Here is a 25,559-nt window from a genome sequence, read left to right on the forward strand (position 1 = left end):
GGGGCAACGGGCCCGTGGCACGGCCGTCGCCCCCGAGACAGACCAGGAGGGTGTGCCGATGGCCGAACAGTCCGCGCCCAAGGGCGTCGCCGGGCCCAGGCCCGCCGCCACCGTGATGCTGCTCCGGCCCGTGCGGTCGGGCATGGAGGTCCTGCTCATGCGCAGGGTCCGTTCCATGGGCTTCGCCCCGGGCGCCTACGTGTTCCCCGGCGGGGTCGTGGACGAACGCGACGCCGACGGCGACCTGCCGTGGACGGGGCCGTCCCCGGCCGAGTGGGCCGGGGTCCTGGGCACCGACGTGCGGATGGCGCGCGCCCTGGTGTGCGCCGCGGTCCGGGAGACCTTCGAGGAGACCGGGGTCCTCCTGGCCAGTGAGCCCGAGGCGGCCGGTGCGCGGGCCATCACCCTCGACACCGCGACGGAGGAGTGGGAGCGGGACCGGCGGGGTCTGGTCGACCGCTCCCGCTCCTTCACCGAGGTGCTCTCCCGGCGCGGGCTGGTCGTGCGTTCGGAGTGGCTGCGGGCCTGGTCGCGCTGGGTCACGCCGAGGGCGCAGTCGCGCCGCTTCGACACGTGGTTCTTCGCCGCCGAACTGCCGCCCGGCCAGGAGCCGCGGAACGTGGGCGGCGAGGCCGACCTGGCCCGTTGGACCGATCCGGCGGAGGTCGCCGCGGAGAACGCGGCCGGGCGGATGCCGATGCTGCCGCCCACGGTGGTCTCCTGCGCGGAGCTGGCCGCCTGCCGGACCCTGGAAGGTGTACGCGAGGCGCGACGGGATATCGTCCCCATTGAACCGGACGTTCGGGATGTCGACGGTCAGACCCGGATCGTGACCCCGGACGGGGCCCACTACCCCCTCCCGAAGCCCGACGCGGCCCCCTGAGGGCCCCACGTCACGGTGTGGCCCCGCGCCGGGCCGGTCCGGTGCCGGCGAGCGAAGCGAGGTGCGATGAGGATCGACGGTTCCGGGACGCTGCGCGCCAGCTGCGTGCTGTGCCCCAATCCCGGCCCGATGACGTTGGAGGGAACCAACACCTGGATCCTCCGGGAACCCGGTGCGCGCGGCGTGGTGGTCGTGGACCCCGGGCCGCACGACGAACGGCACCTGGAACGGGTGGCGCGGACGGTGCAGGAACAGGGCGCGCAGGTCCTCATGGCGATCGTGACCCACCGGCACCCGGACCATACCGAGGGGGGCCGCTACTTCTCCGAGCTGACGGGCGCTCCCGTGCACGCGGTCGACCCGCGGATGCGCGTCGGCGGCGCCGGGCTGGTCGACGGCGAGGTGCTCACCGTGGACGGGCTGTCGGTGCGGGTGGTCGCGACGCCGGGGCACACGGACGACTCGATCTGCCTGCTGCTGGAGTCCGACAACGCGCTGCTGACGGGTGACACGGTGCTGGGGCACGGCACGCCGGTGCTCGACGGCGACGGAGGGCTCGGGTCCTACATGGACTCGCTGTACCGGTTGCGGGACATCGCGCGCGAGCACCAGGTGCGGACGATCCTGCCGGGCCACGGGCCGATCCTGTCCTCGCCGGTGGCGGTGCTGAACTCCTACATCGACCACCGCGAGTCGCGCCTGGAGCAGGTCCGCTCGGCCCTCCGGGCGGGGGCGACCAGGGTGGAGGAGATCATCGACCGGGTCTACCCGGACATCTCGGAGCAGATCCGCGAGGCCGCGGCCTCGTCGGTGCGGGCGCAGCTGCACTACCTGTCGGCGCGCGGTGAGCTGCCCGCGGAGGTCGAGTCCTAGGCCGTACCCGCTTCGGGTCTGTGCCGCGTCCGGGGTCCCGGCTCCGTCCCTTCGCGGGGGGTGAGACCGGGGAACGACCGCGGCCGCCCACCCCGGCGGGGTGAACGGCCACAGGGTGTCCGGCTCCCTAGCGCGCGCGGCGGCGCATGCGCTCGACGTCCAGCAGGACGACGGCCTTGGCCTCGATCCGCAGCCAGCCGCGCAGGGCGAACTCGGCGAGCGCCTTGTTCACCGTCTCGCGGGAGGCGCCGACGAGCTGTGCGAGTTCCTCCTGCGTGAGGTCGTGGTGGACGTGCAGACCGTCCTCGCCCTCCTTGCCGAACTTGTCGGCGAGCTCCAGGAGCGCCTTGGCCACGCGGCCGGGCACGTCCGTGAAGACCAGGTCGGCCATCACGTCGTTGGTCCGGCGCAGGCGGGCGGCCAGCGACTTGAGCAGCTGGAGCGACACGTGCGGACGGCTGGAGAGGAAGGGGCGCAGGTCGTCGTGGCCCAGCCCGGCGAGCACGGAGTCCGTGACGGCGACGGCGCTCGCGGTGCGCGGACGCGGGTCGAACAGCGACAGCTCACCGAACATCTCGCTCGGGCCGAGCACGCCGAGCAGGTTCTCGCGGCCGTCCACGGCCGTGCGGGTCAGCTTCACCTTCCCGCTGAGGATCACGTACAGCCGGTCGCCCTCGTCGCCCTCGCTGAAGAGGGTCTGGCCGCGGCCGAGGCGTACCTCGTTGACCGAGGCGCGGAGTCCGGCCGTGTCCTCCTCGTCCAGAGCCTCGAACAGAGGGGCCTTCCGCAGTACCTCGTTGATCTCGTCCACCACACGTCCTCCTAAAACCTGACCGCCAACAGTGTGACGTATATCGCACCCGGGTGTGAAACCAGGTCGTTACCTCGGCTTGTCCGCCGGGAGACCGCGAGCCCACAACAGCCGACGTCAGCCCAAGAGATCTTAGTCCGCATCGGCCCGTATCAGGGCGGTCCGCGCCGTGTCATCGGACATTGGTTACATAATCTCGGTCACTGGGGCGCCGTGTCGGCGGATACCTCCAAGGCGCCCCTCCCTGCCCCGGTCGGCGCGGACGCCGGGGCCGCCGTGCGCCTACCCTGTGACGATGCCTCGTGAGACACCAGACAGCACCGCGTCGCCGACCACTCCGACGGGGGAGAGCCGGCTCGCACTGGTGCGCCGGGCCCGCCGGATGTACCGGGAGCTCGTCGAGCTGTACCCGGACGCGCACTGCGAACTGAACTTCACGACCCCGCTCGAACTCCTGGTCGCGACGATCCTGTCCGCCCAGTGCACGGACAAACGGGTCAACCAGGTCACCCCCGCCCTCTTCGCGCGCTATCCCGACGCCGAAGCCTACGCGTCGGCCCGGCGCGAGGAGCTGGAGGAGATGATCCGGTCGACCGGCTTCTTCCGGGCCAAGGCCAACAGCCTCATCGGACTGGGACAGGCACTGTGTGAACGACACGGCGGCGAGGTTCCGGGGAACCTCGCAGACCTGGTCAAACTACCCGGTGTAGGCAGGAAGACGGCAAACGTACTGCTCGGTAACGCCTTCGATGTGCCGGGAATCACCGTGGACACGCACTTCGGGCGGCTCGTCCGCCGCTTCGGGTGGACCGACGAGCAGGATCCGGTGAAGGTCGAGCACGCGATCGGGGAGCTCTTCCCACGCAAGGACTGGACCATGCTGTCCCACCGCGTCGTGTGGCACGGGCGCCGCGTCTGCCACGCCCGCAGGCCGGCGTGCGGAGCGTGCGGCCTGGCCCGCTGGTGCCCGTCCTACGGCGAGGGGCCCACGGACGAGGCCACGGCGACCAAACTGCTGCGGATGCGTTCGTTCGCCTGACGCGTTGTGATCCCTGTGGGGATCAGAGGGCGAGTTTGTACCCTGATCACGTGAGTGAGCACACACTCCTCGGCTCCGGGTCGACCGGCCTCTCCCCTTCCACGCACCCGACGGAGCTCTCGGCCCCTGGAACAGGTTCCCTTCATGAACTCGACACCGCACTGGCTCACCGCGCTCGCGGACTCGGCCGGGACGATGCCCGTGCCGCACCCCATGCGTCCGCCGGAGACGGGCGGGCGCGAGTCCGCGATCCTCATCCTGTTCGGTGAGGGACCCCAGGGGCCGGACCTGCTCCTGATCCAGCGCAACCACGGTCTGCGCAGGCACGCCGGACAGCCCGCCTTCCCGGGCGGCCGGATCGAGGCCGCGGACGGTTCACCCGAGGCCGCCGCGCTGCGCGAGGCGGCCGAGGAGACCGGGGTCGACCCGGCCGGGATCGACGTCGTCGGCCGCCTTCCCGAGCTGTACCTGAGCTACAGCGACTTCCGCGTCGTCCCCGTCCTGGCGTGGTGGCGCGAGCCGTGCGAGGTGCGCCCCGTGGACCTGGGCGAGGTCGCCGCGGTCTCGCGGGTCCCCGTCGCCGACCTGGCGGCCCCGGAGAACCGGGTCGAGGTGCGCTACGGCGAGGGTCCGCGCCGGGGCCCGGGCTTCCGTGTCGGCGGCATGCTCGTGTGGGGGTTCACCGGGGCGATCGTGGACAGCCTGCTCGTCCTGGGCGGATGGGAACTTCCGTGGCGCCGTGAGGGTCTTACCGACATGTTCGAAGCGACCCCGCACGGCCTGCGCCCCGTCGGGTAGCGCTCACTCAGGGAGGGGAGGGAACCGTGCTGGACGTCATCCTGATCGTCCTGCTGCTGCTGTTCGCCGTGACCGGCTACCGGCAGGGGTTCATCGTCGGGGTCTTCAGTTTCTCGGGGTTCATCGGCGGCGGTGTCCTCGCCGCGCTGACCGCCCCGACCTACATCCAGGAATGGGTGGCGGACCCCGGGCGGCAGGCGCTGGTGGCGATCGCGGTGGTGTTCCTGTCCGCGGCCCTGGGCCAGTTCCTGTTCTCCTACCTGGGGACCCTGGTGCGGAACCGGGTCACGTGGGACTCGGCGCGGGTCCTGGACGCCATGGGCGGGGCCGTCGTCAGCGGACTGTCGGTGCTGCTGGTGGCGTGGTTCATCGGGAGCACGGTCGCCAACTCGGCGCTGCCGTTCGTGGCCGGACAGGTGCAGAACTCGCGGGTCCTGCAGTCGGTCGACTCGGTGATGCCGGAGTCGGCCCGAGGCGGGTTCCTGACCTTCCGCAGGATCGTCGACCAGAGTGACTTCCCCCAGGTGTTCAGCGGGCTGGGCACCGGCGAACTGGCCGAGGTGGAGCCGCCCGACCCCGACGTGCTGACCACTCCGGAGCTGATCGACGCCAGTCGCAGCGTGGTCAAGGTGCTGGGCACCGCGCCCGCCTGCCAGCGCCGGGTGGAGGGGACCGGCTTCGTGTACGGCGAGGACCGGATCATGACCAACGCCCACGTGGTCGCCGGGGTCACCGAGGACCTGCGGGTGGTCACCAGGGACGGGCACCAGCTGGAGGCGACCCTGGTGCTCTTCGACGCCCAGCAGGACCTGGCCGTCCTCGACGTGCCGGGGCTGGACCTGGAGCCGCTGGAGTTCAACGGGACGGCCGAGCAGGGCGACGACGCGGTCGTGGCCGGGTTCCCCCGCAACAGCGGCTTCACGGCGGTTCCAGCGCGCGTGAGGGCCCGTCAGACGGCGCAGGGGCCCGACTTCTACCATTCCCAGCAGGTGAGCCGGGAGATCTACCAGGTGCGGGCCGTGGTCCGTCCGGGCAACTCCGGGGGGCCGCTGCTGGCACCCGACGGGACCGTCTACGGCGTGGTGTTCGCCGCCGCGACCAACGAGGACGAGACGGGGTACGTCCTCACCGCCGACGAGGTCGCCGCCAACGCGAGCGCGGGCCTGGCGGCCGACTCCGAGGTCTCGTCGCAGGTCTGCGACTAGGCAGTGTTTTCTCTGGTCCTCCGCCTTCGCTTCGGACCGGGCACGACGACGGGGGCGTCTGCGCGCGCAGACGCCCCCGGTGGGTTCGCGGACCTAGTTCGAGCTGGGGTCGTGCGTCCGCTCGGCCGCGACCGGCCAGCTCATCCGCACGATCGTGCCCTGATCGCTGGGATCGATGCGCACCTCGTCCGCGAGGCCGGTGATCACCGCCAGACCGAGGCCCGGGGAGAACCCCGAGATCCCGCCGGGAGGGGTCTCGTCACCGTCGAGGAAGAGCCCGTCGAGCAGGGGGCCCGTGTGGTCGGTCGACTCGTCCGCGTCCTTGGCCGGGGCCCGGTCGGAGACGACGACCTCGAAACGCTGGGTGGCGTTCCCGTTGGCGCGCAGGGCGTGCCCCGGCGTGCCACCGTCGGCCTTCGACGCGGAGTCGGCGCCGGCGCCGTCGATCAGCTGGAGCAGGATCGGCTGCGTCGGGCAGTGCAGCTTGTGCGCGGCCACCGCCCGGGAACACGCCTCACCGACCGCCAGCCTGATCTCGTCGATCGCTGTCGCGGCGATACCGGCCCGCCGTGCGACGGTCGCGGCCATGAGCCGCGCCGTCCGCACGTGCGCCGGGAGCGCGCTGATCGTCAGCGTGATGGTTGCCATCGCTCGCTCTGGACTACTTCTCGGGGCGCTTGTCGATGGCTTCCTGCACCGAGTCGTGGATACCGAACACCTTGGTCAGGCCGGTGATCCGGAAGATCTTGAGGATGCGCTCCTGGGTGCAGACCAGGGCGAGCGTCCCGTTGTGCGCGCGGACGCGCTTGAGCCCGCCCACGAGCACGCCGAGGCCCGTCGAGTCCAGGAACTCCACCTTCTCCATGTTGACCACGAGATGGAAGTTGCCCTTGTTGACCAGGTCGATCAGCAGCTCGCGGAGCCGGGGCGCGGTATAGACATCGATCTCACCCTCAACGACGACGACCTCGGTGTCGCCCTCGGTGTAATGATCAAGCTTCAGGTCCACTAGTCCTCCAGCGCCGAACCGCGTATAACGCGAATGGTCTTCTGCCGGGCGTTACCCCACCAGCACGCATTCAACCACGGGTACAGAGTGTGTCTTCCTGCGATGAGCAGAAAAACGGTGACACCGCGCCACTCTTCCCCCGGATGCCACACTGAAACCGATGTCCGCCAGTGCCGCTCCCCCGTCGGGAGGACCGTGGGTCGGGAACGTGTCCAGTGAGGAGGGGTCTCGGATGAGGCGATCGGAGCCCATGCTCCCCGGTGTGTGGCGTGACGATACCCGGTACCCGCGGGTGACCCATATCGAGCATGTGGCCCCGGGCGACGGGGTGAGCGGGGAGTGGCCGGGGTGGACCGCGCCCCACCTGGTCGAACGCCTGGCGGAACGGGGGATCACGGGTCCGTGGTCCCACCAGGCCGCCGCCGCCGACCTCGCACGCTCGGGCAGTGATGTGATCATAGCCACGGGTACCGCCTCGGGAAAGTCACTTGCCTTCCTTATGCCCGCGGTGGACGCGGTTGACGCGGGCGGGAGCGTGCTCTATCTCTCCCCGACCAAGGCGCTCGCCCAGGACCAGTTGCGGTGGGTATCGGACCTCGCCCTCCCGGGCGTGCGGGCGGCGGTCTACGACGGGGACACGCCGCCGGAGGAGCGCTCGTGGGTGCGTGAGCACGGCAACTACGTCCTGACCAATCCGGACATGCTGCACCACGGCATCCTGCCCCGGCACGGGGCGTGGTCGCGCTTCCTGCGCGGGCTGCGGTACGTGGTGATCGACGAGGCGCACCGGTACCGGGGGGTGTTCGGCTCGCACGTCGCGCTGATCCTGCGCCGGCTGCGCCGGATCTGCGCCCGGTACCGCTCCGAGCCGGTGTTCGTGCTGGCCTCGGCCACCTCCGGGAGCCCGGGGCGGAGCGCGACCCGGCTCACGGGGGTGCCGGTCGCGGAGGTCACCAAGGACGGTTCGCCCCGGGCGGGGATGTCCGTGGCGCTCGTGGAGCCGGAGCTGACCGAGATGACGGGCGAGCAGGGTGCCCCGGTGCGGCGGACGGCGTCGTCGCAGGCCGCGGAGATGCTCGCCGACCTGGTGCGGGACGGGGTCCGCACGCTCGTCTTCGTGCGCTCGCGGCAGGGGGCGGAGGTGGTCGCGCTGACCACCCAGCGGCTGCTGTCCGAGAGGGGTGAGCACGACCTGGCCGCGCGCGTGTCCGCCTACCGGGGCGGCTACCTGGCGTCGGAGCGCAGGGAGCTGGAGGAGTCGCTGCGGTCGGGGAGGATCCTCGGTCTGGCGACGACCAACGCCCTCGAACTCGGGGTGGACATCAGCGGCCTGGACGCCGTGCTCATCGCGGGGTGGCCGGGGACGCTGGCCTCGCTGTGGCAGCAGGCCGGACGCGCGGGGCGGCGCGGCGAGGACGCGCTCGCGGTGTTCATCGCCCGCGACGATCCGCTGGACACCTATCTGGCCCACCACCCGGAGGCTATTTTCGGTCGGTCCGTAGAGGAGACCGTCCTTGATCCGGAAAACCCCCACATCCTCGGTCCGCACCTGTGCGCGGCGGCCCAGGAGCTCCCGATCACCCGGGATGACTTCACCCTGTTCGGTCCGACGACCGAGGAGCTGCTCGGTGAACTCGTCTCGGGAAAACTGCTGAGGAAGCGCCCGAGAGGCTGGTTCTGGACGAGCAACGAACGCGCGAGTGACATGGCCGATATCCGGGGAGCGGGCGGCCCGCCGGTGCAGATCGTCGACACGGGCAGCGGGCAGCTGCTCGGCGAGATCGACGAGGCGGCGGCACACGGCACCGTGCACCCCGGCGCGGTGTACCTCCACCAGGGGGCCACCTACCTGGTCGACGACCTCGACCTGGAGGAGGGGGTCGCCCTCGTGCGCCCGGCCGAGCCGCCCTACAGCACCTGGGCGCGCGACACCACGGACATCACGGTGCGGTCGGTCGACCGGAAGGAGACCTGGCCCAGCGGGGCGACCGTGTACTTCGGGGAGGTCGAGGTGGCCCGCCAGGTGGTGGGCTTCCTCAGACGGGACGTGCGCACGGGGTCGGTCCTGGGGGAGCAGCCCCTGGACCTGCCGGAGCGGACACTGCACACACGCGCCGTGTGGTGGACGCTGCCGCGTGCGGGCGAGGAGCGGCTGCGCGGGGCCGACGTGGGCCTGCTGGGTGCGGCGCACGCGGCCGAGCACGCCTCGATCGGACTGCTGCCGCTGCTGGCCACCTGCGACCGGTCGGACATCGGCGGGGTGTCCACCGCCGTGCACACCGACACGGGACGGCTGACGGTCTTCGTCTACGACGGGTACCAGGGCGGTGCGGGTTTCGCCGAGCGAGGCTTCGCGGCCGCGCGCGAGTGGCTCTCCGCGACCCGTGACGTGATCGCCGACTGTGAGTGCGATCAGGGGTGTCCCTCGTGCATCCAGTCGCCGAAGTGCGGGACCGGGAACGAGCCGTTGAGCAAGTCCGGGGCGCTGCGGCTGCTGGACGAGGTCCTGGCCGGGGGTGAGGGCTGAGGCCGTCCACAGCCTGTGGATGGAGGGCTGTCGCCCGATGGCGGTTGTCCACAGGCTGGGGACGGGGCTTTCGCCGCCCCCTCCGGACGGCGGACCCTGGTGAGGGAGGACGGACGTTCCGTCCACCCCTGCCCAGGGAGGTCCCATGCCTGTCGCCTCGTGCCCGCTCGTCCGATTCCCCGCCTCCGTCGACGACCGGGGGGTGACCACGGCGGAGTACGCCCTGTGCGCTGTCTCCGCGGTCGCCTTCGCCGGTGTCCTGTACGCCATCCTCACCGGTGACACCGTGAACGGCGTCCTCACCGACCTCGTCGTCGACGCGCTCAGCTCCGGTGTCTGACCGGGGTTCGGTCACCATGGAGACCGCCGTGGTGCTCCCCTCGTTGCTGCTCGTCCTGGCCGTGCTGCTCGGCGCGGTCACGGTGGCCGCGGCCCAGCTGGCGTGCGCCGACGCCGCTCGACTGGGGGCCCGCGCCCTCGCCCGGGGCGAGACCGACCAGCGGGCGCGTGAACTCGCGCTCTCCGCCGCCCCCGACACCGCCGAGGTGCGGCTGGTCCACGAGGCCGGGACGGCGCGGGTGACCGTCCGGGCCGAGCTGAGCCTCGGCCCGGCGGCCGGGCCCTCCGTCGAGGTGGCCGGGACCGCCGCCGTCCCGCTGGAGCCGGGGGTGTGACCCGTGTGTACCGGCCACGACACCGGCTCCGCCACGCTCTGGACGGTGGGGGTGTGCGCGGTGGCCTGGCTGGCCGCCCTGAGCGTGCTGCTCACCGCAGCCGCTCGGCTGGACCGGGACCGGGCCGCCACCGCGGCCGATCTCGCCGCGCTGGCGGCCGCCGCCGAAGCGGCGGACGGAACGGACCGGGCCTGCGCCCGGGGGCGGTCCACCGCCGAGGCCAACGGCGGTGTGCTGGTGTCGTGCGTCGTCACCGGCCTGACCGTCGAGGTGGCGGTCTCGGTCCCCTCGTCCGTTCCGGAGCGGACCGTCACCGCCCGGGCCCGTGCCGGTCCGGTTCGGCCGTACCCTGCTGACGTATGGGACACAGACACCCGAGCACACTCAAGAACTCCGAGGTGAGCCACGCCCGCGCCCGATGGCTGCTGCGGGCGGAGCTGGCCTGTTGCTCCGAGTGTCGAGCCGAGGGGGACCGCGAAGCGGTGACCGACCTCGCGGAGGGCGGCGTGTTCGACTCCCTGATCACCGGGTTCGTGCTCACCCGGGTCGAGCAGTGGTACTCACCGAGCCGCCCGCCCCGTTATCCGGCCACGGTCTACAGCATCGCCCCCGTTGACGAGCGGGACTTCTGGCAGGCACCCACCCAGCACTGCATGAGGGTGTGCATGGTCGAGGGCGTGCGCGGGGACCGGGTCGACACCCGTCCCGCGCTCAGGGAGCTCACCCTGATGTCGATCCGCGACCGCACCCTCGTCCTCGACGACATCATCGACGGGCTGTGCGAGAACGAGTCGTAGGGCGTGCTCCCCGACTCCAGGGGGCCGTGTCCTCAGCCGGTGGTCGCCTCGGGCGGCGGCGTACCCCCCGGCTCCAGCAGGGGGCCGGGTCCGTTTCCCTCCCGGCGCCGTGCCACGACGCCCGTATCGCCGTTCACATCCGTTGGCTGCCCGTCCGTCCCCCGGCGCCGGGCCACGACCGGTGCGTGGGCCGCAGAGTCGAGCTCACCGATGAGCGGTGGGACCTGACCGACCCCCATCGCCCCCGACGCGGTGGCTGTCGACACAATCGGCGCCAGGTCCTCGGCGGCATCATCCACCGCACCCGCACCGGCGATCCTCTGGCGTTCCCACCGGTCACGCGCTGAGCGCCTGGGACAGCAGTTCCGCAGCCAGGGGAACGATGCCGATCAGGACGAAGGCGGGCAGGAAGCACAGGCCCAGCGGCGCCACCACGAGGACACCGAGACGTTCCATCCGGGCCAGGGCCCGCGCACGCGACGCGCGCCGCAGATCCACCGCGTGCCGGTCCAGCAGGTCGGCGACGGGTGCCCCGGTGTCCGCGGCCCGTGCGAGGTCACGGCCGACGGCGACCAACGGCTCCGGGAGGGCGGGCCCCCGCCAGGCGCTGGTGGGATCGGCCCCCAACCGCAGGCGCTCCGCGACCACGGCCAACTCCTCCCCCAGCCGCCCGCTCGTCGACCTGGCCACTGCGGACAGACACGACGGAACGGTCGCCCCCGCGCGTACCCCCGAGGCGAGCAGGCCCACCGCCACGGGAAGCTCCGCCGTCACCGGAGGGGCGCCCCTCCGATGACGGCGACTCCGGATCCACCACCCGGCGCAGACGGCCGCCGCCACGGCTCCGCCCGGGAGGCCGAGCACCGCGAGGGCGACGCCGGTCCCCACCGCACCGGCCAGAACCGGCGCGGTGCGGCGGATCCGGGCCCCCGCCCGCCGGGGACGGGGCGCCGTGCGCGGACCGCGGATCCGGTGGACCGGGCTCCCGCCCATGAGTACCCATACGGCGGCGGTCCCGAGGACCACCGTGGCCGCCTCGAACATCCGTTCCCTACCCTCGTCGCTCCCCGGTGCGGTGCTGCCGCACGCCGTCTCCCGGTCCCGTCCCGTCGCGCGCGGGCTCCGCGAGCCCGGCCATGCGCCGGGCTTTTCTCATCCCGCCCCGCCCCGCCCCGTCGCGCGCGGGCTCCGCTCCGCACGCGACGCCCCCCGCACATCGGCTTCCACGGGCGTTCTCCGCGTCATGGCCACGCCGTCCCGGACCCTTCCGGGGGCTCCGCGCGGCCGCCGGGTGGGGACGGTTCCCGGGACCGCCCCTCACCCGCCTCCACCGCACCGCGCACCATGCGCAACGTCCACCAGGTCCCGAGCAGGTCCAGGGCCACCCCGCCGAACAGGCACCCCAGCCCCAACGGCGTGGTGAACAGGAACACCAGGGGCGAACCGCCCAGCCCCGCCGACATCAGCAGGCCCACCAGGGGGAGCCCGCCCAGCACGATCGCCGTGGTTCGCGGACCAGCGGTCCTGGCCGCGACCTCCGACCGCTGCTCCTCGTGCGCCGTCAGTTCCTCGGCCAGGGCGTCGATCACCCCCGCCAACCCGGCCCCGGTCTCCGCGGAGACCTCCCAGCACGCCGCCAGGTAGGCCAGCGCCCACAGATCGGGGTCGCGGTCGGCGGCGGCGCGCATCGACGCCGCGTCGGAGAGCCCGTCCACCGCGGGGCCCGCCTCCGCCGCGGACACGCGCAGCGCCTCGTCGGGCGGCTGTCCGGCACGCAGCTCCGAGGCCAGGACCCGGCAGAGCACGATCACCGCGCGACGGCGCCGCGCTCCCTCACGGCGGTGGGCCAGGGCGCGGACACTCCGTCGAACCACGGTACGGACACGCTGCCGGACCAGGTCCCGGAGCCGCTCCGGAGTCCGGGGCCCGCCTCCGGGCTCCGGACCGGACCACGCCCCGGGGTCCCGCCACCGTGCCCGGTCGACCCCACGTGGCTTCGCCCGCTGTGTTCCCGACCCCCACCGGCTCTTCCCGTTCGGCTCCGGCCCGGGCCTTCGCCCCCGTGGCCGACCGCCTCCCTGGAACTCCGCCCACCTCCGTTCGCGCTCCCGCAGCGCGCACGCCCGTGACAGGCGGTCCCGTCTCGGGTCGGGCACGAGGGCCAGCAGGACCAGTGCGACCACGCAGAGCAGCAGGACGGTCATCCGCTTCGCCACCCCTCACCCAACCGGTCCGCCAGAGCCTCGGCTCCGGGGAACTCCCGGCAGCCACCCTCCGGGGTGAAGGCGACGGCGGGCAGCGCCCGTACCAGCCCCTCGCTCCCCCGATGCAGCACCCGGACCTCGGCGAGCCGACGTCCTCGGGCGCCCCGGACGAGGTGGATCACGAGCGCGCGGGTGGCGGCCAGTTGGCTGTGCACGGCGTCGCGGGTGAGCCCGGCAGCGCAACCCAGCGCCTCCACCCGGGCCGGGACGTCCTCGGCGCCGTTGGCGTGGAGACTGCTGGCCCCGCCCTCGTGGCCCGTGTTCATGGCCGCCAGCAGCGAGACGATCTCCGGCCCGCGCACCTCGCCGACCACCAGCCGGTCGGGGCGCATCCGCAGCGCCTGCCGCACCAGGACGGACAGGGGGACCTCCCCGCTGCCCTCGATGTTGGCCGGACGGGTCCGGAGACGGACCACGTGCGGATGCTCGGGCCGCAGTTCGGGGGAGTCCTCGGCCAGGACCACGCGCTCGGCCGGATCGACCAGCGAGAGCAACGAGGACAGCAGCGTGGTCTTACCGGTTCCCGTGCCACCGCTGACCAGGAACGGCGCGCGTGCGCGCACCACCGCCCGGAGCAGGGCCGCGCCGACGGGGGTGAGCGTTCCGCACTCGGTCAGCCGGTTGAGGTCGAACACCCGCCGGGGCGGCAGCCGCAGCGACACGCACACCCCCTCCGGGGCCACCGGCGGCAGCACCGCGTGCAGCCGCGCCCCTCCCGGCAGGTGCGCGTCGACGTACGGGACGGCCGCGTCCAGTCGGCGTCCCGCCCGCGCGGCCAGCCGTTGGGCGAGTCGGCGCACCTCCTCCTCCGACGCGAACCGGACCCCGGCGCGCCGCAGGCCGTCGCCGTCGTCGACCCACACCTCGTCCGGTCCGTTGACGAGGACGTCGGTGACCCCGGAGGTCATCAGGTCCTCCAACGGCCCCGCGCCGGACAGCTCGGCGGCGAGCCGCCGGGTCAGGGCGAGCAGTTCGGCGTCCCCCAGGACACCGCCCTCCGCGCGCAGCGCCGCGGCGACGGCGGCCTGGCTCACCGGGCCGCCCGACTCCACCAGGCGGTCGCGGACCGCCTCCAGGAGGGCGCTCACCGGACCGGCTCCGCCGCGGGCAGTTCCGCCACGACGCGGTCCGCGAACCGGGCGAGCGGGGATCTGCGGTGGCGGGCCGGGGCCCGACCGGCGCTCAGGAGCCGTGCCAGCCCCGGCTCCCGGGGCAGGTCCGCAGCGAGCGGAAGCCCCAGCGTGCGCGCGATCACGTCGGCGGTCAGCTCCCCGCCGGAGCCGATGACGACGGCGCTCACCCCCGGCGCCTCCGTCCGCAGGCGGGGCGCCACCCGGGAGGCGGCGACCACGGACGGCACGTCCGCCGGGACGACGACGTGGACGCGGTCGGCCCGGTTCAGGAACTCGGTGGTGGCGGCGTCGAAGGATCGGGGGAGATCGACCACGACCAGGCCGGTGCCCTCCCGGGCGGAGTCGAGGGCCGCCCGGGCCGTGTCCGCGGGCAACGCGTCGCTTCCGGGGGCGCCGTCGCCGGAAGCGGCGGGACGGCGGTCCCAGGTGAGCACGGAGACGCCGAGCGCACCGGGCAGACCGGGGCGCAGGTCGTGCCAGCGCACCCGGCCGTCACGGTGGAGGAGGTCGTTCCACCCGGTCCGGTGGCCGGGATCGACGGGGGCGGCGAGGTCGCACCCGAGGTAGACGTCCGGTCCGCAGCCGAACGGGTCGGCGTCCAGGAGCGCGGTGTCCCGTCCGCTGCGCCCACCGGCCAGGGCTAGGGCGACCGCGGTCAGGGTGGCGCCGGCGCCACCCCGGCCACCCATGACCGCCACCGTGGGAGCCGGGGGGTCGCCCCGTGCGGCCGCTCCGGCCAGGAGGTCCACCAGCTCCGACTCGTCTCCCGGCAGGCGCGGGAACGGCCGTCCACCCGTCGTCGGCCCACCGTTCCACGGGGCCGCGACCGCGGCGCGGGGCCGCCCCGGACGGCGGTCGGCGGTTCCGGTCGGGGACCCGCCGCCCGCGGCGTGGTTCCGCGTCACGACCACGGCCCGGGGGTGCGCGGGGGCGTCGGCCGCGATCAGGGCCGGCAGCAGGTCGGCACCGACGACCACCAGCGGGGAACGCGACCACGAGCGCAGGGCCTGAACCGCCGAGCGCGCGACCGTGACCTCGGTGGACGCGGCCGCAGCCAGCCTCAGCAGGTCGTCGAGGAGAACGGGGTCGTCGGTGGCGAGCAGGGGACGGAACCGGGTGTCCATGGCGTCTCCGGGGTCGAGGGGCGTCATCTCGACCATCGCCGAACGCGCCCCGGCCCGAAAGCCCCGATCCGCGTCTGTGGATAACTCCGCCCGGGACCCCTCGGGGGCTGTCGGTGGGCTCCGCCGCTTCCCGGGCCCGGCGCGCCCGCGGGGCGCGCCGGGGCACACACCCGACGGGAGGGATGCGTGCGTACGGGGGCGGGCACGCATCCCTACCCGACAGGCGAGTGGAGCGGACGTGGTGACGGACCCCGCAGGGGGAGAGGGGAGCCGCCTCCTCGGTACCGGTCCTGGGGGGTAGGACCGGGTCCGCTCTCCGGGAGGGTTCGCGGGGGCGGTGCCCCACGACCACCGAAGGACCTGGAAACGTACTGGTTCTCCGGGGAGAGGTCACGCTGACGGGACGCGGAAAGCGCCGGGACAACGGTCGCTCGGTGGGATTCCGCGATGAGCCGCTGTCGCGTGGCCGATCCTCGGGCGAACGCCGGGGACGACGTTACCACGCGTTCCGCGTATCGGTTCGGGAATCGATGAGAAAAACTTGGGTCAACCGTCTTTTCGGAGGATGAACCGAGCCGTAGAAAGAAAGCAGTTGGTGGCCAAGATCCACCCCGACGCGGCAGCCGGGAACCCACGCGCCACTGGGCCCGGTAAGGGTTGTCTAGGCCAGACCTGAGGCTGAACGGCCTGGTCAGACTAGAAAAATGGATGCTTGCTAACCCGGTGGGACGCGCCGGAGACGGCGCCCCGCAAGAGGAAGCGGGGCGCCGTTCGGCATGTCTGAGCATCCGAGTGAAGCAATCCTGAAACATTCGGCGTCGAACAAATGTGACCGAACTGGTATCCCACGCTGACTACTGGTCGGTAAATGAACGATCTCGTGAACTCCCGGAGTTTCGCCGTCCTCCCGGCGCGCACGGCGTTCCAACCAACCCGCTCAACCGCGTTTGAGCGCCTCACACGTGGCAAGGGAGTCCTGTGCGCCCGCCCGCACGGCGCGGCAGCAGTAGACGACCCACTCCGCCACGCCCTCAGGGGTGCCCGCCATGTATCCGCGCAGCGCCGGACCGTACTCGTCCCGCAGCACCTGGTGCCCCAACTCGGACGGGACCAACGACTTCGGGTCCAACCCCCGCTCCACCAGCGTCAGCCGCTCGGCGGCGCGCGCGACCAGGCCGTCCCCCCAACCGAACGGGCGGACCGCCATCAGCTCTCCGTGCACCAGCGCCGACGTCACCAGGGCCGGAACGGACGAACGCGCGCCCAGGAGCGAGTACAGCCCCTCCATCCGCGCCAGCGCCGCCTGGGGGTCCGGCACCCGGCCGAGTTCCATCGGGTCCTCGACGCGCTCGCCGGGCAGCCGAGGCCGCCCCAGCGCCTCCTCGGCGACCGCGTCCGCCGCGGCCAGGGTGTGCAGCCGTGCCAGGGCCTGGCGCGGGGCCTTGGGCCAGGTGTCCACCAGGCTGCCCAGCTCACCGGACACGCGCAGCGCGCCCTTGATCCGGGTGTCGTACACGTGGCCCGCGCGGATCTCGTCCATCGAGACCTCGGCGCCCTCCAGGGCGGCCGACGCGCACGCGCCCCGCAGGGAGGACTCCATGGACACGTCGCTGCTGCGCCGACGCAGGATGCGGTGCCCCAGCAGACGGTCGACGAGGGCGCGGGTCTCGGCGACTGCGTCGGCCACGCCCGGCAGCTCGGCGATCCGCTTCAGCGGGTCGGACAGGGAGGCGGAAGTCGATTCGCTCACGATCACCAACACTACGCGCCGGTAACACCGTGCGCCCACGCCACGCCCCCGACCGCTCATCGCGTCGCGGCGACCGTTCACCGGCCGTTCGCCGCGTGCCCCGCGGTCCCCGCCGCTGGATCCCGACCCGATGGTTCCAGTGGTATGGACCACATGATTAATTGGGTGTGAACCGCCGACGTAAGGAGAATCACAGTGGCCGACAGCACTCCCCCGAGCCAGGAGACACTGTCCAACCTTCTCCACGAGACTCGCAGCTTCCCGCCGCCGGCCGACCTCGCGGCGCGGGCCAACGTCAAGGCCGACGCCTACGACGCGGCGGCCGAGGACCGCCTCGGCTTCTGGGAGGAACAGGCGCGCAGGCTCCAGTGGGAGCGCCCCTGGGACACCGTCCTGGACTGGAACCCGCCGTTCGCGAAGTGGTTCGACGGCGGGAAGATCAACGCCTCCGTCAACTGCGTCGACCGGCACGTGGCGGCCGGTCTGGGCGACCGCGTCGCCTACCACTGGGAGGGCGAGCCCGGGGACACCCGCACGATCACCTACGCCCAGCTCAAGGACATGGTCTGCCAGGCGGCCAACGCCATGACCGCGCTCGGCGTGCGCAAGGGCGACCGGGTGGCCATCTACATGCCGATGATCCCCGAGACCGTCGTGGCCATGCTCGCGTGCGCCCGCATCGGCGCGGTCCACATGGTCGTCTTCGGCGGCTTCTCCGTGGACGCCCTCGGCCAGCGGCTCGACGACAGCCAGGCCAAGCTCGTCGTCACCGCCGACGGCGGTTACCGGCGCGGCAAGGCCAGCGCGCTCAAGCCCGCCGTGGACGCGGCCGTCGCCGACCGCCCCGCGGTGGAGAACGTCCTCGTCGTCCGCCGCACCGGTCAGGACGTGGAGTGGACCGACCGGGACGTGTGGTGGCACGAGACCGTCGAGACCGCGAGCACCGAGCACACGCCCGAGGCGCACGACGCCGAGGACCCGCTGTACATCATGTACACCAGCGGCACCACGGCCAAGCCCAAGGGCATCCTGCACACCACCGGCGGCTACCTCACCCAGGTCTCCTACACCCACTGGGCGGTGTTCGACCTCAAGGCCGACACCGACGTCTTCTGGTGTGCCGCGGACATCGGCTGGGTCACCGGGCACTCCTACATCGTCTACGGCCCGCTCTCCAACGCGGCCACCACCGTGATGTACGAGGGCACCCCGGACACCCCGCACCGCGGCCGCTTCTGGGAGATCGTCGAGAAGTACAAGGTCACCATCGCCTACATGGCGCCCACGGCGATCCGCACCTTCATGAAGTGGGGCGACGAGATCCCCGCGAAGTTCGACCTCTCCAGCCTCCGCGTCATCGGTTCCGTCGGCGAGCCGATCAACCCCGAGGCCTACGTCTGGTACCGCGAGCACATCGGCGGTGGCCGCACACCGGTCGTCGACACCTGGTGGCAGACCGAGACCGGCGCCATCATGGTCAGCCCCCTGCCCGGCGTCACCTCCGGCAAGCCCGGCGCCGCCATGCGCGCCCTGCCCGGCATCGTCGCCGACGTGGTGGACGAGGAGGGCAACTCGGTGCCCGACGGCGAGGGCGGCTTCATCGTGATCCGCGAGCCCTGGCCGTCCATGCTCCGCGGTATCTGGGGCGACCCCGAGCGCTACAAGGACACCTACTGGTCCCGCTTCGAGGGCCTGTACTTCCCCGGTGACGGCGCGAAGAAGGACGAGGACGGCGACCTGTGGCTGCTCGGCCGCGTGGACGACGTCATGCTGGTCTCCGGCCACAACATCTCCACCACCGAGGTGGAGTCCGCGCTCGTCTCCCACCCGAAGGTGGCGGAGGCGGCGGTCGTCGGCGCCACGGACAAGGTCACCGGCCAGGCGATCGTCGGCTTCGTCATCCTGCGCGGAGGCGAGGAGGAGGTCCCGGAGGATCTCGTCAAGGAGCTGCGCGACCACGTCGGCGCCTCGCTCGGCCCGATCGCCAAGCCGGCCCGTCTCCTGGCCGTCCCCGAGCTGCCCAAGACGCGGTCCGGCAAGATCATGCGGCGCCTGCTGCGCGACATCGCGGAGAACCGCGCCGTGGGCGACACCTCGACGCTCACCGACTCCTCGATCATGGACGTGATCGCCAAGCAGCTGCCGTCCGCGGCCAAGGGCGAGTGAACCGGGGCGGCCGGCCCGGCCGCCCCGCCACCGGTGTCGCACCGGCCCGTGCCGGAGCGGTGGTCCGGGAGCCCGACAGGGCCGGACCACCGCTCCGGCTCACCCGTGTGACCAAACGCGACCATGTCGTTTTGCGTGCCGTGAGAGACATGGGCGGTCGGTCATGTGCGAGGATGCGGAGGATCATCCACGAGTTCGGACCGAGAGAAGGGACCCCCCACGATGGTGGACAAGCCGGGTGGCGGCGAACCTGGCGCATCCAGCGGCACCGACCGTTCCATCGGTGAACTGGTCTCCGACGCCACCGACAACCTCTCCCGGCTGGTGCGCCTGGAGATCAGACTCGCCAAGCTCGAGGCCAAGGCCGACGCCACGCGGATCGGCAAGAGCGTCGGCGAGTTCCTCGCGGCCGCGGTGGTCCTCCACCTGGTCGCGATCCTGCTCTCGGTCACCATCGGCCTCGGCCTGATGGAGCTCGGCCTGGCGCCGTGGATCGCCTTCGGCATCGTCACGCTCTTCTACCTGCTGGTCGCGGTGGTCCTCGTGCTCGTCGCCCTCGCCAACCTGCGCAGGCGCCAGGGGCTGGCCCGCACCGCCGAGACCACCTCCCGGCTCGTCGGCATCCTGCGCGGCGACATCAGGCCGCCCCGGACCGGTGACGGCGCGGTGGCCGCCTCCGGCGAGACCGCGCCCGCCGAGAAGTAGGCCCCGTCCCAGGTGCTGGACGACTCGGTCGCCTACGTCGAGGGACCCTGGCGGCACCGCACGGTCGGTGCGGCGGGGGCGCGGTTCCACGTCGCCGAGCTGGGTGACGGGCCGCTCGTCCTCCTCCTGCACGGGTTCCCCCAGTTCTGGTGGGCCTGGCGCGCCCAGCTGAGCGCGATCGCCGACGCCGGGTACCGCGCTGTCGCCGTGGACCTGCGCGGCTACGGCGCCAGCGACAAACCTCCGCGCGGATACGACCTCGTCACCCTCGCCCAGGACACCGCCGGTCTGGTCCGCGCGCTGGGTTCGGCGGACGCCGTCGTCGTCGGGCACGGCGTGGGCGGACTCGTCGGGTGGACGACGGCCGTCCACCACCCCGGACACGTCCGCGCCCTGGCCGCCGTCGCGGCGCCCCACCCGTCGCGTGCGGGGCGGGCCCTGGCGTCGATGGGGCCCGGAGCGCGGCATCTGCTCCGAGCCCAGGTGCCGATCCTCCCCGAGCACCGGCTCCTGGCGGACGGCTGTGTCCGGGTCGGTGAGCTCCTGCGGGAGTGGAGCGCCCCCGGCTGGCCGGACGAGGAGACCGAGCGGCGCTACCGGCTGGCCTTCTCGATCCCCAAGGTCTCCCACTGCTCACTGGAGTACCATCGCTGGATCTTCCGGTCGCGCTGGCGGCTGGACGGCGCTCGGTACAACGCGAGGATGCGGCGCCCCGTGCGGGTGCCCGTCCTCCAGGTCCACGGGACCGAGGACCTGGCCTGCCCGCCCGAGGTCGCACGCGCCTCACGCGGTCTGGTCACGGGGCCCTACCGTTGGAGGGGGATCCCCGGCGCGGGACACTTCCCGCACGAGGAGCGGCCGGAGGAGGTCTCCGGGGCCCTGGTGGAGTGGTTGGGGGACGTGGCCGCGGCGGAGCGGTAGGCGAACCGGCGAAGGCCCCGCGGACACCGCGCCGCGGCGGCGTCGGCGTCCGCGGCGGCGTGATGATGGTGGTGAGGTAGTGATGGCGGCTTCCCTGAACGGCGCGAACGGCGAGCGGGACCGGAACGAGCAGGGTCGCGCGCAGAACCAGCGTCCCCGCGACCGCTACGGTCGGCCGATGCCGCACGGAAGCGTGGGCGAGGTCGAACGCGTCCCCGACGACGCCGAGTTCACCGTGGAGGAAGGGCTGGAAACCGCCCAACGACTGCTCGACGAGGGGTACGCTTTCACTGCCCACGAGGTCCTGGAGGCCGTGTGGAAGTCCGCACCCGGCCAGGAACGCGAACTGTGGCGGGGGCTCGCCCAGACGGTGGTGGGCGTGACGCACGCCCAGCGGGGGAACACGGTCGGGGCCGCGCGCCTGTTGCGGCGGGGTGCGGACCGGGTGGCGGCGTTCGGCCCACGGGCGCCGCACGGCGTCGACGTGTCCGGTGTGGCGGCCTTCGCCCGCGCCCTGGCCGAGGATCTGGAGGCGGGTCGGGCTCGCCCGGGTGACGGTATCGATCCCTCGGGCATGCGTCTGCGCCGGAGGTAGTCCGGAGCGGTACCGAGTGGCGGAAGGTGCTCCCGGGACAGGGGACGCCTCCTTTCCGGTTGGTGGTGGAACGCGTCCTCTGTGACCGTTGGCGATGTTTCGTGTGTCGTGTGCTCATATAAGGCCCCACGCACGCTTTAACGTTAACATCGCATTAAAGCATTATGCGACAAGATAAAAGACAAATGTCGCGGATAAAGTAATTTATCCGTATCTCCAGATCACCATGTGGTCACATCTTCGGATCCTCCTGGGGAAAAGCCGAATCGCCTCTCACCTTTATTCGCTGTCGTGCGTAGAATCCCCGGATCACCGCCCGTGAACTCGTGGCGCGGGCGGTGCGCATCACACACAAGGATGGCACCGCTTCGACCCCGGCCAGGGTGTCGTCGGGCCAGCTCAGGCTCCCTCCGGACGGCGACACGTCCGTGGCCTCGCGCGGGACCGACGCCCCAGGTGGGAACCGTTCCGTGCGTACCGTGAACGGGGCCGAAATGGTCGTGCCCGTCTCAAGGAGGACGGATTGTCTGGGCTCAACCTCGCCGCCGAAGGCGGCATGGCCCTAGCTTTGGAAGGCACCGACTTCACACTCGTCATCGTCGTCATGGCGGTGGCGCTCCTGGCCCTCGCCGTCGCGGGGATGCTGGTGCGTGAGGTCCTCGCCGCCGGGCAGGGCACCGAGCGAATGCAGAACATCGCGGTCGCCGTTCAGGAAGGAGCGGCCGCCTATCTCAAACGACAGTTCCGAACCCTCGCGGTCTTCGTCGTCGTGATCCCCCTCCTCCTGCTGCTGCTTCCCGCGGAGTCCTGGGGCATCGCGATCGGCCGTTCCCTCTTCTTCGCCCTGGGCGCCCTGCTGTCGGCGGCCACCGGCTTCATCGGCATGTGGCTGGCGGTACGCGGCAACGTACGGGTCGCCGCGGCCGCGCGCGGCGGTGACGAGGCGGCCGGCCGGTCTGCGATGCGCATCGCCTTCCGCACCGGCGGCGTCGCGGGCATGATCACCGTCGGGCTCGGCCTGTTCGGCGCCGCGACCGTCGTCCTCCTCTACCGGGGGGACGCGCCGATCGTCCTGGAGGGCTTCGGCTTCGGGGCCGCGCTCCTGGCCATGTTCATGCGTGTCGGCGGCGGAATCTTCACGAAGGCGGCGGACGTCGGCGCCGACCTCGTCGGCAAGGTCGAACAGGGCATCCCGGAGGACGACCCGCGCAACGCCGCCACCATCGCCGACAACGTCGGGGACAACGTGGGCGACTGCGCGGGCATGGCCGCCGACCTGTTCGAGTCCTACGCCGTCGTGCTCGTGGCCTCGCTCATCCTCGGCCGGGTCGCGTTCGGCACCGAGGGACTGGTGTTCCCGCTGCTGGTCCCGATGATCGGTGTCGTCACCGCGATCATCGGCATCTTCATCGTCGCGCCCCGCACCCGGGACAGGACGGCGATGTCGGCGATCAACCGCGGCTTCTTCGTCTCCGCCGGGATCTCGGCGGTCCTCGTCGTCGGCACGGCGTTCTGGTACCTGCCCGACAGCGTCGACGGGCTGTCCGGCGTCAGCCCGACGGTGGTGGAGGAGATCGCCGCCGCGGGAACCGACCCGAACCCGCGCGTCATCGCCGTCGCCGCGGTCCTCATCGGTCTGGTCCTGGCCGCCGCCATCCAGCTGCTCACCGGGTACTTCACCGAGACCGACCGGCGTCCGGTGCGGGAGATCGGCGACAGCTCGAAGACCGGTGCGGCGACCGTCGTCCTGTCCGGTATCTCGGTCGGCCTGGAATCGGCCGTCTACTCCGCCCTGCTTATCGCGGGCGCCGTCTACGCCGCCTTCCTCCTCGGGGGCGGCTCCATCACGCTGAGCCTGTTCGCCGTCGCGCTCGCGGGCACGGGGCTGCTCACCACCGTCGGCATCATCGTCGCGATGGACACCTTCGGTCCGGTGTCCGACAACGCCCAGGGCATCGCGGAGATGTCCGGCGACGTCGAAGGCAAGGGCGCCGACGTGCTCACCAGTCTCGACGCGGTGGGCAACACGACCAAGGCGATCACCAAGGGCATCGCGATCGCGACCGCCGTGCTGGCCGCGACCGCGCTCTTTGGAGCCTTCCGCACCTCGGTGCAGGAACAGCTGACCATCGCCGACGCGGGGGCGGACGCCTTCTCCCTCTCCCTGGACCGGCCGGACGTGCTGGTCGGCGTCATCATCGGCGCGAGCGTCGTGTTCTTCTTCTCGGGACTGGCCATCATGGCGGTCGGCAGGGCGGCAGGCCGCGTCGTCCTGGAGGTGCGGGACCAGTTCCGCACCCGGCCGGGGATCATGGACGGAAGCGAGAAGCCGGAGTACGCGCGCGTCGTCGACATCTGCACCAAGGACTCGCTGCGGGAGCTGGTCACTCCGGGCCTGTTGGCGGTCTTCGCCCCGATCGCCGTCGGATTCGCGCTCGGTTACGCCCCGCTCGGCGCCTTCCTCGGCGGCGCCATCGCCGCGGGTGTGCTCATGGCGGTGTTCCTCGCCAACTCCGGCGGTGCGTGGGACAACGCCAAGAAGCTGGTCGAGGACGGGCACCACGGAGGCAAGGGCTCGGAGGCCCACGAGGCCACGGTCATCGGGGACACGGTCGGCGACCCCTTCAAGGACACCGCGGGACCGGCGATCAACCCGCTGTTGAAGGTGATGAACCTGGTAGCGCTGATCGTGGCGCCCAGTGTGGTCATCTACGCCGACAACATCGCGCTGCGGGTGGGTGTGACGGTGGTCGCCGTCGGCGTGCTCGTCGGCGCGGTGCTGTGGTCGAAGAGCCGCGGATCCGGAACGGAGACCGACCTGGCGGGGGGCGGCGGCTCGGCCGCGCCGAAGGGCGCCCCCGAGGTCGAGGGCGGTGACAGGGCCGCCACGGACGGCGGGTCCGGGGAGAAGGACGACGCGGTGGAGAGCGAGAGCGGGAACGTCGAGGCCGACCGCAGGGAGGAGGCCCGCGCCGGAGAGGGCAAGAGCTAGGAGTTCGGTCGCGGCACCCTTCCGGCCCCTTCCGGGGGACCGTTCCAGGAGGATTCGGGAACGGTCCCCCGTGCGGGGGCCGCGAAAACCACCGTGAGCACGAGGACGTGGCCGTCCGGGGGAGCCCGGGCGGCCACGTCGCGTGTGCGGACCTAACCTGGAGGGGCGGGACCGTAGCACCCTCGTGTGCGCCGGTCGTGTACGTCGGACGCGCGGGCGTGGACGGCGGGAGACCTGGCGGGCGTGGCATGAGGAGGGTTCCCGGTGACGGGGTTGAAGGGGCTGGCGACGATCGTGGGGATCATGGTCGCCTTCATCGGCGGGCTGGCCGTGATCGCGACGGTGTTGGCCGGATGAGCCGCACACTCCTGCTCATGCGGCACGCCCGAGCCGAGCCCGGTCACGGGGGCCGCGACTTCGACCGCGCACTCGACGACACCGGCCGGGGGCAGGCGGAGGAGGTCGGCCGACTCCTCGCGGCGCGCGGGTACGAGCCGGACCACGTCCTCTGTTCGGCGGCGCTGCGGACGCGGCAGACGTTGGACGGGGTCCTGGGCGCGATGGGTCCGGGCGTGGCTCCGGAGGTGGACTACTCCGAGGCGGTGTACTCGGCGGGGGTCGACTCGCTCCTGGAGCTCGTGAACTACGTCGACCCCGACGCGCGGACGCTGCTCGTGGTCGCGCACAACCCGACGGTCGCCCAGCTGGCGGCGGCGTTCGTCGGCCATGAGGCGCTGGCGTCGTTCGCTCCCGCGACCGTGGCCGCGGTGGAGCTGGACGTCGAGTGGCTGTACGCGGCGCCGGGGACCGGTGAGGGTGTGCTCCTCAACCGGTGACGAGGGGCTTCCGGCACCGGCATGACCGGTGGGCGGACATGTGGTCGCGGACCACATGTCGGGACGGGACACGCGATGCCCGGTGAGACTGTGAGCCAGGACACGCGGATATTGGTTTGCCGGACCGTGCGTGCGGCGGTAGTGTTCTCCGAGTCGCTTCCGGACGGCCCAAGGCCGCGAGGTGCGGCGGATCGACGCTGAGCGAAACGAACGCGAGATCTACGCGGGCGTGCCAGCACATCCACTCTTCTCCTGGTCCTGACGGATCGAGCACGCGCTCGGTATGTGTAGGATCGGGGAGTCGCTTCGGAAACCCGAATGGACGAATCCGTCCAGCAGGGTGGATGGAGCACAACGGGTGCTTTACCCCGTTCGGTTGATCCGAAACCGCCGATTTGGCGGGACACGGAACACCTGATAAAGTAAAGACACAACAAAGCGGAAACGCAGACGCCTT

At 72.2% G+C, this 25,559-nt stretch carries 24 protein-coding genes; 16 read left to right on the top strand and 8 right to left on the bottom strand.

The window, feature by feature from the left end:
• The first annotated feature begins 58 nt into the window (after window positions 1–58).
• Together DVR05_RS23035 and DVR05_RS23040 are read left to right on the top strand one after the other, a co-directional pair.
• Window positions 59–883, top strand: a complete 825-nt coding sequence (locus DVR05_RS23035; RefSeq protein ID WP_116247993.1) for an NUDIX domain-containing protein — start codon at window positions 59–61, stop codon at window positions 881–883.
• A gap of 66 nt (window positions 884–949) precedes the next feature.
• A complete protein-coding gene (locus DVR05_RS23040; protein ID WP_116247994.1) occupies window positions 950–1,756 on the top strand; it encodes an MBL fold metallo-hydrolase in 807 nt (268 codons plus the stop codon).
• Window positions 1,757–1,883: 127 nt separating this feature from the next.
• On the opposite strand, the gene DVR05_RS23045 is transcribed toward DVR05_RS23040, so the two are convergent.
• Window positions 1,884–2,558, bottom strand: coding sequence for a Crp/Fnr family transcriptional regulator (locus DVR05_RS23045; protein WP_187347088.1), 675 nt, complete (start codon window positions 2,556–2,558; stop codon window positions 1,884–1,886).
• A 304-nt stretch (window positions 2,559–2,862) separates the two neighbouring features.
• Between DVR05_RS23045 and nth the strand changes: the two genes are divergently transcribed.
• The 3 genes from nth to DVR05_RS23060 all read left to right on the top strand — a co-directional run bounded on the left by nth (window position 2,863) and on the right by DVR05_RS23060 (window position 5,609).
• Entirely contained in the window at window positions 2,863–3,606 is a 744-nt protein-coding gene (gene nth / locus DVR05_RS23050; RefSeq protein ID WP_198659306.1) for an endonuclease III, read from the top strand.
• Window positions 3,607–3,750: 144 nt separating this feature from the next.
• Window positions 3,751–4,404: a CoA pyrophosphatase gene (locus tag DVR05_RS23055; protein WP_116247996.1), complete on the top strand. Its 654-nt coding sequence runs from the start codon at window positions 3,751–3,753 to the stop codon at window positions 4,402–4,404.
• Between the two features lie 26 nt (window positions 4,405–4,430).
• Window positions 4,431–5,609 (top strand): MarP family serine protease, encoded by a 1,179-nt coding sequence (locus DVR05_RS23060; RefSeq protein WP_116247997.1) that lies wholly within the window; start codon window positions 4,431–4,433, stop codon window positions 5,607–5,609.
• 93 nt (window positions 5,610–5,702) lie between these two features.
• Here the strand turns inward: DVR05_RS23060 and DVR05_RS23065 are convergent, their stop codons facing one another.
• Entirely contained in the window at window positions 5,703–6,257 is a 555-nt protein-coding gene (locus tag DVR05_RS23065; protein WP_116247998.1) for an ATP-binding protein, read from the bottom strand.
• Window positions 6,258–6,270: 13 nt separating this feature from the next.
• Window positions 6,271–6,618, bottom strand: a complete 348-nt coding sequence (locus DVR05_RS23070) for an STAS domain-containing protein (protein ID WP_017602110.1) — start codon at window positions 6,616–6,618, stop codon at window positions 6,271–6,273.
• Window positions 6,619–6,850: 232 nt separating this feature from the next.
• Between DVR05_RS23070 and DVR05_RS23075 the strand changes: the two genes are divergently transcribed.
• The 5 genes from DVR05_RS23075 (at window position 6,851) to DVR05_RS23095 (ending at window position 10,616) form a co-directional block, all read left to right on the top strand.
• Window positions 6,851–9,145 (top strand): DEAD/DEAH box helicase, encoded by a 2,295-nt coding sequence (locus DVR05_RS23075; RefSeq protein WP_198659307.1) that lies wholly within the window; start codon window positions 6,851–6,853, stop codon window positions 9,143–9,145.
• Window positions 9,146–9,290: 145 nt separating this feature from the next.
• Complete coding sequence (locus DVR05_RS23080) at window positions 9,291–9,485, top strand: DUF4244 domain-containing protein (protein WP_198659308.1); 195 nt, start codon at window positions 9,291–9,293, stop codon at window positions 9,483–9,485.
• 16 nt (window positions 9,486–9,501) lie between these two features.
• Window positions 9,502–9,819, top strand: coding sequence for a TadE family type IV pilus minor pilin (locus tag DVR05_RS23085; protein ID WP_116248018.1), 318 nt, complete (start codon window positions 9,502–9,504; stop codon window positions 9,817–9,819).
• 3 nt (window positions 9,820–9,822) lie between these two features.
• A complete protein-coding gene (locus DVR05_RS23090; protein ID WP_116248000.1) occupies window positions 9,823–10,221 on the top strand; it encodes an Rv3654c family TadE-like protein in 399 nt (132 codons plus the stop codon).
• Window positions 10,179–10,616 (top strand): hypothetical protein, encoded by a 438-nt coding sequence (locus DVR05_RS23095; RefSeq protein ID WP_116248001.1) that lies wholly within the window; start codon window positions 10,179–10,181, stop codon window positions 10,614–10,616. The genes DVR05_RS23090 and DVR05_RS23095 overlap by 43 nt, the downstream gene beginning before the upstream one ends.
• 336 nt (window positions 10,617–10,952) lie before the next feature.
• On the opposite strand, the gene DVR05_RS23105 is transcribed toward DVR05_RS23095, so the two are convergent.
• The 5 genes from DVR05_RS23105 to DVR05_RS23125 all read right to left on the bottom strand — a co-directional run bounded on the left by DVR05_RS23105 (window position 10,953) and on the right by DVR05_RS23125 (window position 16,887).
• A complete protein-coding gene (locus DVR05_RS23105; RefSeq protein WP_116248003.1) occupies window positions 10,953–11,660 on the bottom strand; it encodes a type II secretion system F family protein in 708 nt (235 codons plus the stop codon).
• Between the two features lie 197 nt (window positions 11,661–11,857).
• Window positions 11,858–12,490 (bottom strand): type II secretion system F family protein, encoded by a 633-nt coding sequence (locus DVR05_RS23110; RefSeq protein WP_232832277.1) that lies wholly within the window; start codon window positions 12,488–12,490, stop codon window positions 11,858–11,860.
• A gap of 326 nt (window positions 12,491–12,816) precedes the next feature.
• Entirely contained in the window at window positions 12,817–13,968 is a 1,152-nt protein-coding gene (locus DVR05_RS23115; RefSeq protein ID WP_116248004.1) for a TadA family conjugal transfer-associated ATPase, read from the bottom strand.
• Complete coding sequence (ssd, locus tag DVR05_RS23120) at window positions 13,965–15,137, bottom strand: septum site-determining protein Ssd (protein WP_116248020.1); 1,173 nt, start codon at window positions 15,135–15,137, stop codon at window positions 13,965–13,967. Before ssd ends, DVR05_RS23115 begins: the two co-directional genes overlap by 4 nt.
• 937 nt (window positions 15,138–16,074) lie before the next feature.
• Entirely contained in the window at window positions 16,075–16,887 is an 813-nt protein-coding gene (locus DVR05_RS23125; protein ID WP_116248021.1) for an oxidoreductase, read from the bottom strand.
• 195 nt (window positions 16,888–17,082) lie between these two features.
• Between DVR05_RS23125 and acs the strand changes: the two genes are divergently transcribed.
• The 6 genes from acs to DVR05_RS23155 all read left to right on the top strand — a co-directional run bounded on the left by acs (window position 17,083) and on the right by DVR05_RS23155 (window position 25,102).
• Window positions 17,083–19,053 (top strand): acetate--CoA ligase, encoded by a 1,971-nt coding sequence (acs, locus tag DVR05_RS23130; protein WP_116248005.1) that lies wholly within the window; start codon window positions 17,083–17,085, stop codon window positions 19,051–19,053.
• A gap of 222 nt (window positions 19,054–19,275) precedes the next feature.
• A complete protein-coding gene (locus DVR05_RS23135) occupies window positions 19,276–19,758 on the top strand; it encodes a phage holin family protein (RefSeq protein WP_116248006.1) in 483 nt (160 codons plus the stop codon).
• Between the two features lie 12 nt (window positions 19,759–19,770).
• Window positions 19,771–20,679, top strand: a complete 909-nt coding sequence (locus DVR05_RS23140) for an alpha/beta fold hydrolase (protein WP_116248007.1) — start codon at window positions 19,771–19,773, stop codon at window positions 20,677–20,679.
• An 82-nt stretch (window positions 20,680–20,761) separates the two neighbouring features.
• The gene (locus DVR05_RS23145; protein ID WP_116248008.1) at window positions 20,762–21,274 is read left to right on the top strand and encodes a DUF309 domain-containing protein; all 513 of its coding nucleotides are present in this window, start codon (window positions 20,762–20,764) and stop codon (window positions 21,272–21,274) included.
• Window positions 21,275–21,830: 556 nt separating this feature from the next.
• Window positions 21,831–24,266: a sodium-translocating pyrophosphatase gene (locus DVR05_RS23150; RefSeq protein ID WP_116248022.1), complete on the top strand. Its 2,436-nt coding sequence runs from the start codon at window positions 21,831–21,833 to the stop codon at window positions 24,264–24,266.
• A 353-nt stretch (window positions 24,267–24,619) separates the two neighbouring features.
• Window positions 24,620–25,102, top strand: coding sequence for a histidine phosphatase family protein (locus DVR05_RS23155; protein WP_116248009.1), 483 nt, complete (start codon window positions 24,620–24,622; stop codon window positions 25,100–25,102).
• Window positions 25,103–25,559: the final 457 nt, after the last annotated feature.

Source organism: Nocardiopsis sp. FIRDI 009 (assembly GCF_003386285.1).
Taxonomy (GTDB): Bacteria; Actinomycetota; Actinomycetes; order Streptosporangiales; family Streptosporangiaceae; genus Nocardiopsis.

Coding starts and splice junctions, on each gene's coding strand:
- ssd (WP_116248020.1), bottom strand. CDS start 15,137: ATGGACACCCGGTTCCGTCCCCTGCTCGCCACCGACGACCCCGTTCTC.
- DVR05_RS23105 (WP_116248003.1), bottom strand. CDS start 11,660: ATGTTCGAGGCGGCCACGGTGGTCCTCGGGACCGCCGCCGTATGGGTA.
- DVR05_RS23055 (WP_116247996.1), top strand. CDS start 3,751: ATGAACTCGACACCGCACTGGCTCACCGCGCTCGCGGACTCGGCCGGG.
- DVR05_RS23135 (WP_116248006.1), top strand. CDS start 19,276: ATGGTGGACAAGCCGGGTGGCGGCGAACCTGGCGCATCCAGCGGCACC.
- DVR05_RS23145 (WP_116248008.1), top strand. CDS start 20,762: ATGGCGGCTTCCCTGAACGGCGCGAACGGCGAGCGGGACCGGAACGAG.
- DVR05_RS23065 (WP_116247998.1), bottom strand. CDS start 6,257: ATGGCAACCATCACGCTGACGATCAGCGCGCTCCCGGCGCACGTGCGG.
- DVR05_RS23075 (WP_198659307.1), top strand. CDS start 6,851: ATGAGGCGATCGGAGCCCATGCTCCCCGGTGTGTGGCGTGACGATACC.
- DVR05_RS23040 (WP_116247994.1), top strand. CDS start 950: ATGAGGATCGACGGTTCCGGGACGCTGCGCGCCAGCTGCGTGCTGTGC.
- DVR05_RS23155 (WP_116248009.1), top strand. CDS start 24,620: ATGAGCCGCACACTCCTGCTCATGCGGCACGCCCGAGCCGAGCCCGGT.
- DVR05_RS23080 (WP_198659308.1), top strand. CDS start 9,291: ATGCCTGTCGCCTCGTGCCCGCTCGTCCGATTCCCCGCCTCCGTCGAC.
- DVR05_RS23150 (WP_116248022.1), top strand. CDS start 21,831: ATGGCCCTAGCTTTGGAAGGCACCGACTTCACACTCGTCATCGTCGTC.
- DVR05_RS23095 (WP_116248001.1), top strand. CDS start 10,179: ATGGGACACAGACACCCGAGCACACTCAAGAACTCCGAGGTGAGCCAC.
- DVR05_RS23035 (WP_116247993.1), top strand. CDS start 59: ATGGCCGAACAGTCCGCGCCCAAGGGCGTCGCCGGGCCCAGGCCCGCC.
- nth (WP_198659306.1), top strand. CDS start 2,863: ATGCCTCGTGAGACACCAGACAGCACCGCGTCGCCGACCACTCCGACG.
- DVR05_RS23085 (WP_116248018.1), top strand. CDS start 9,502: ATGGAGACCGCCGTGGTGCTCCCCTCGTTGCTGCTCGTCCTGGCCGTG.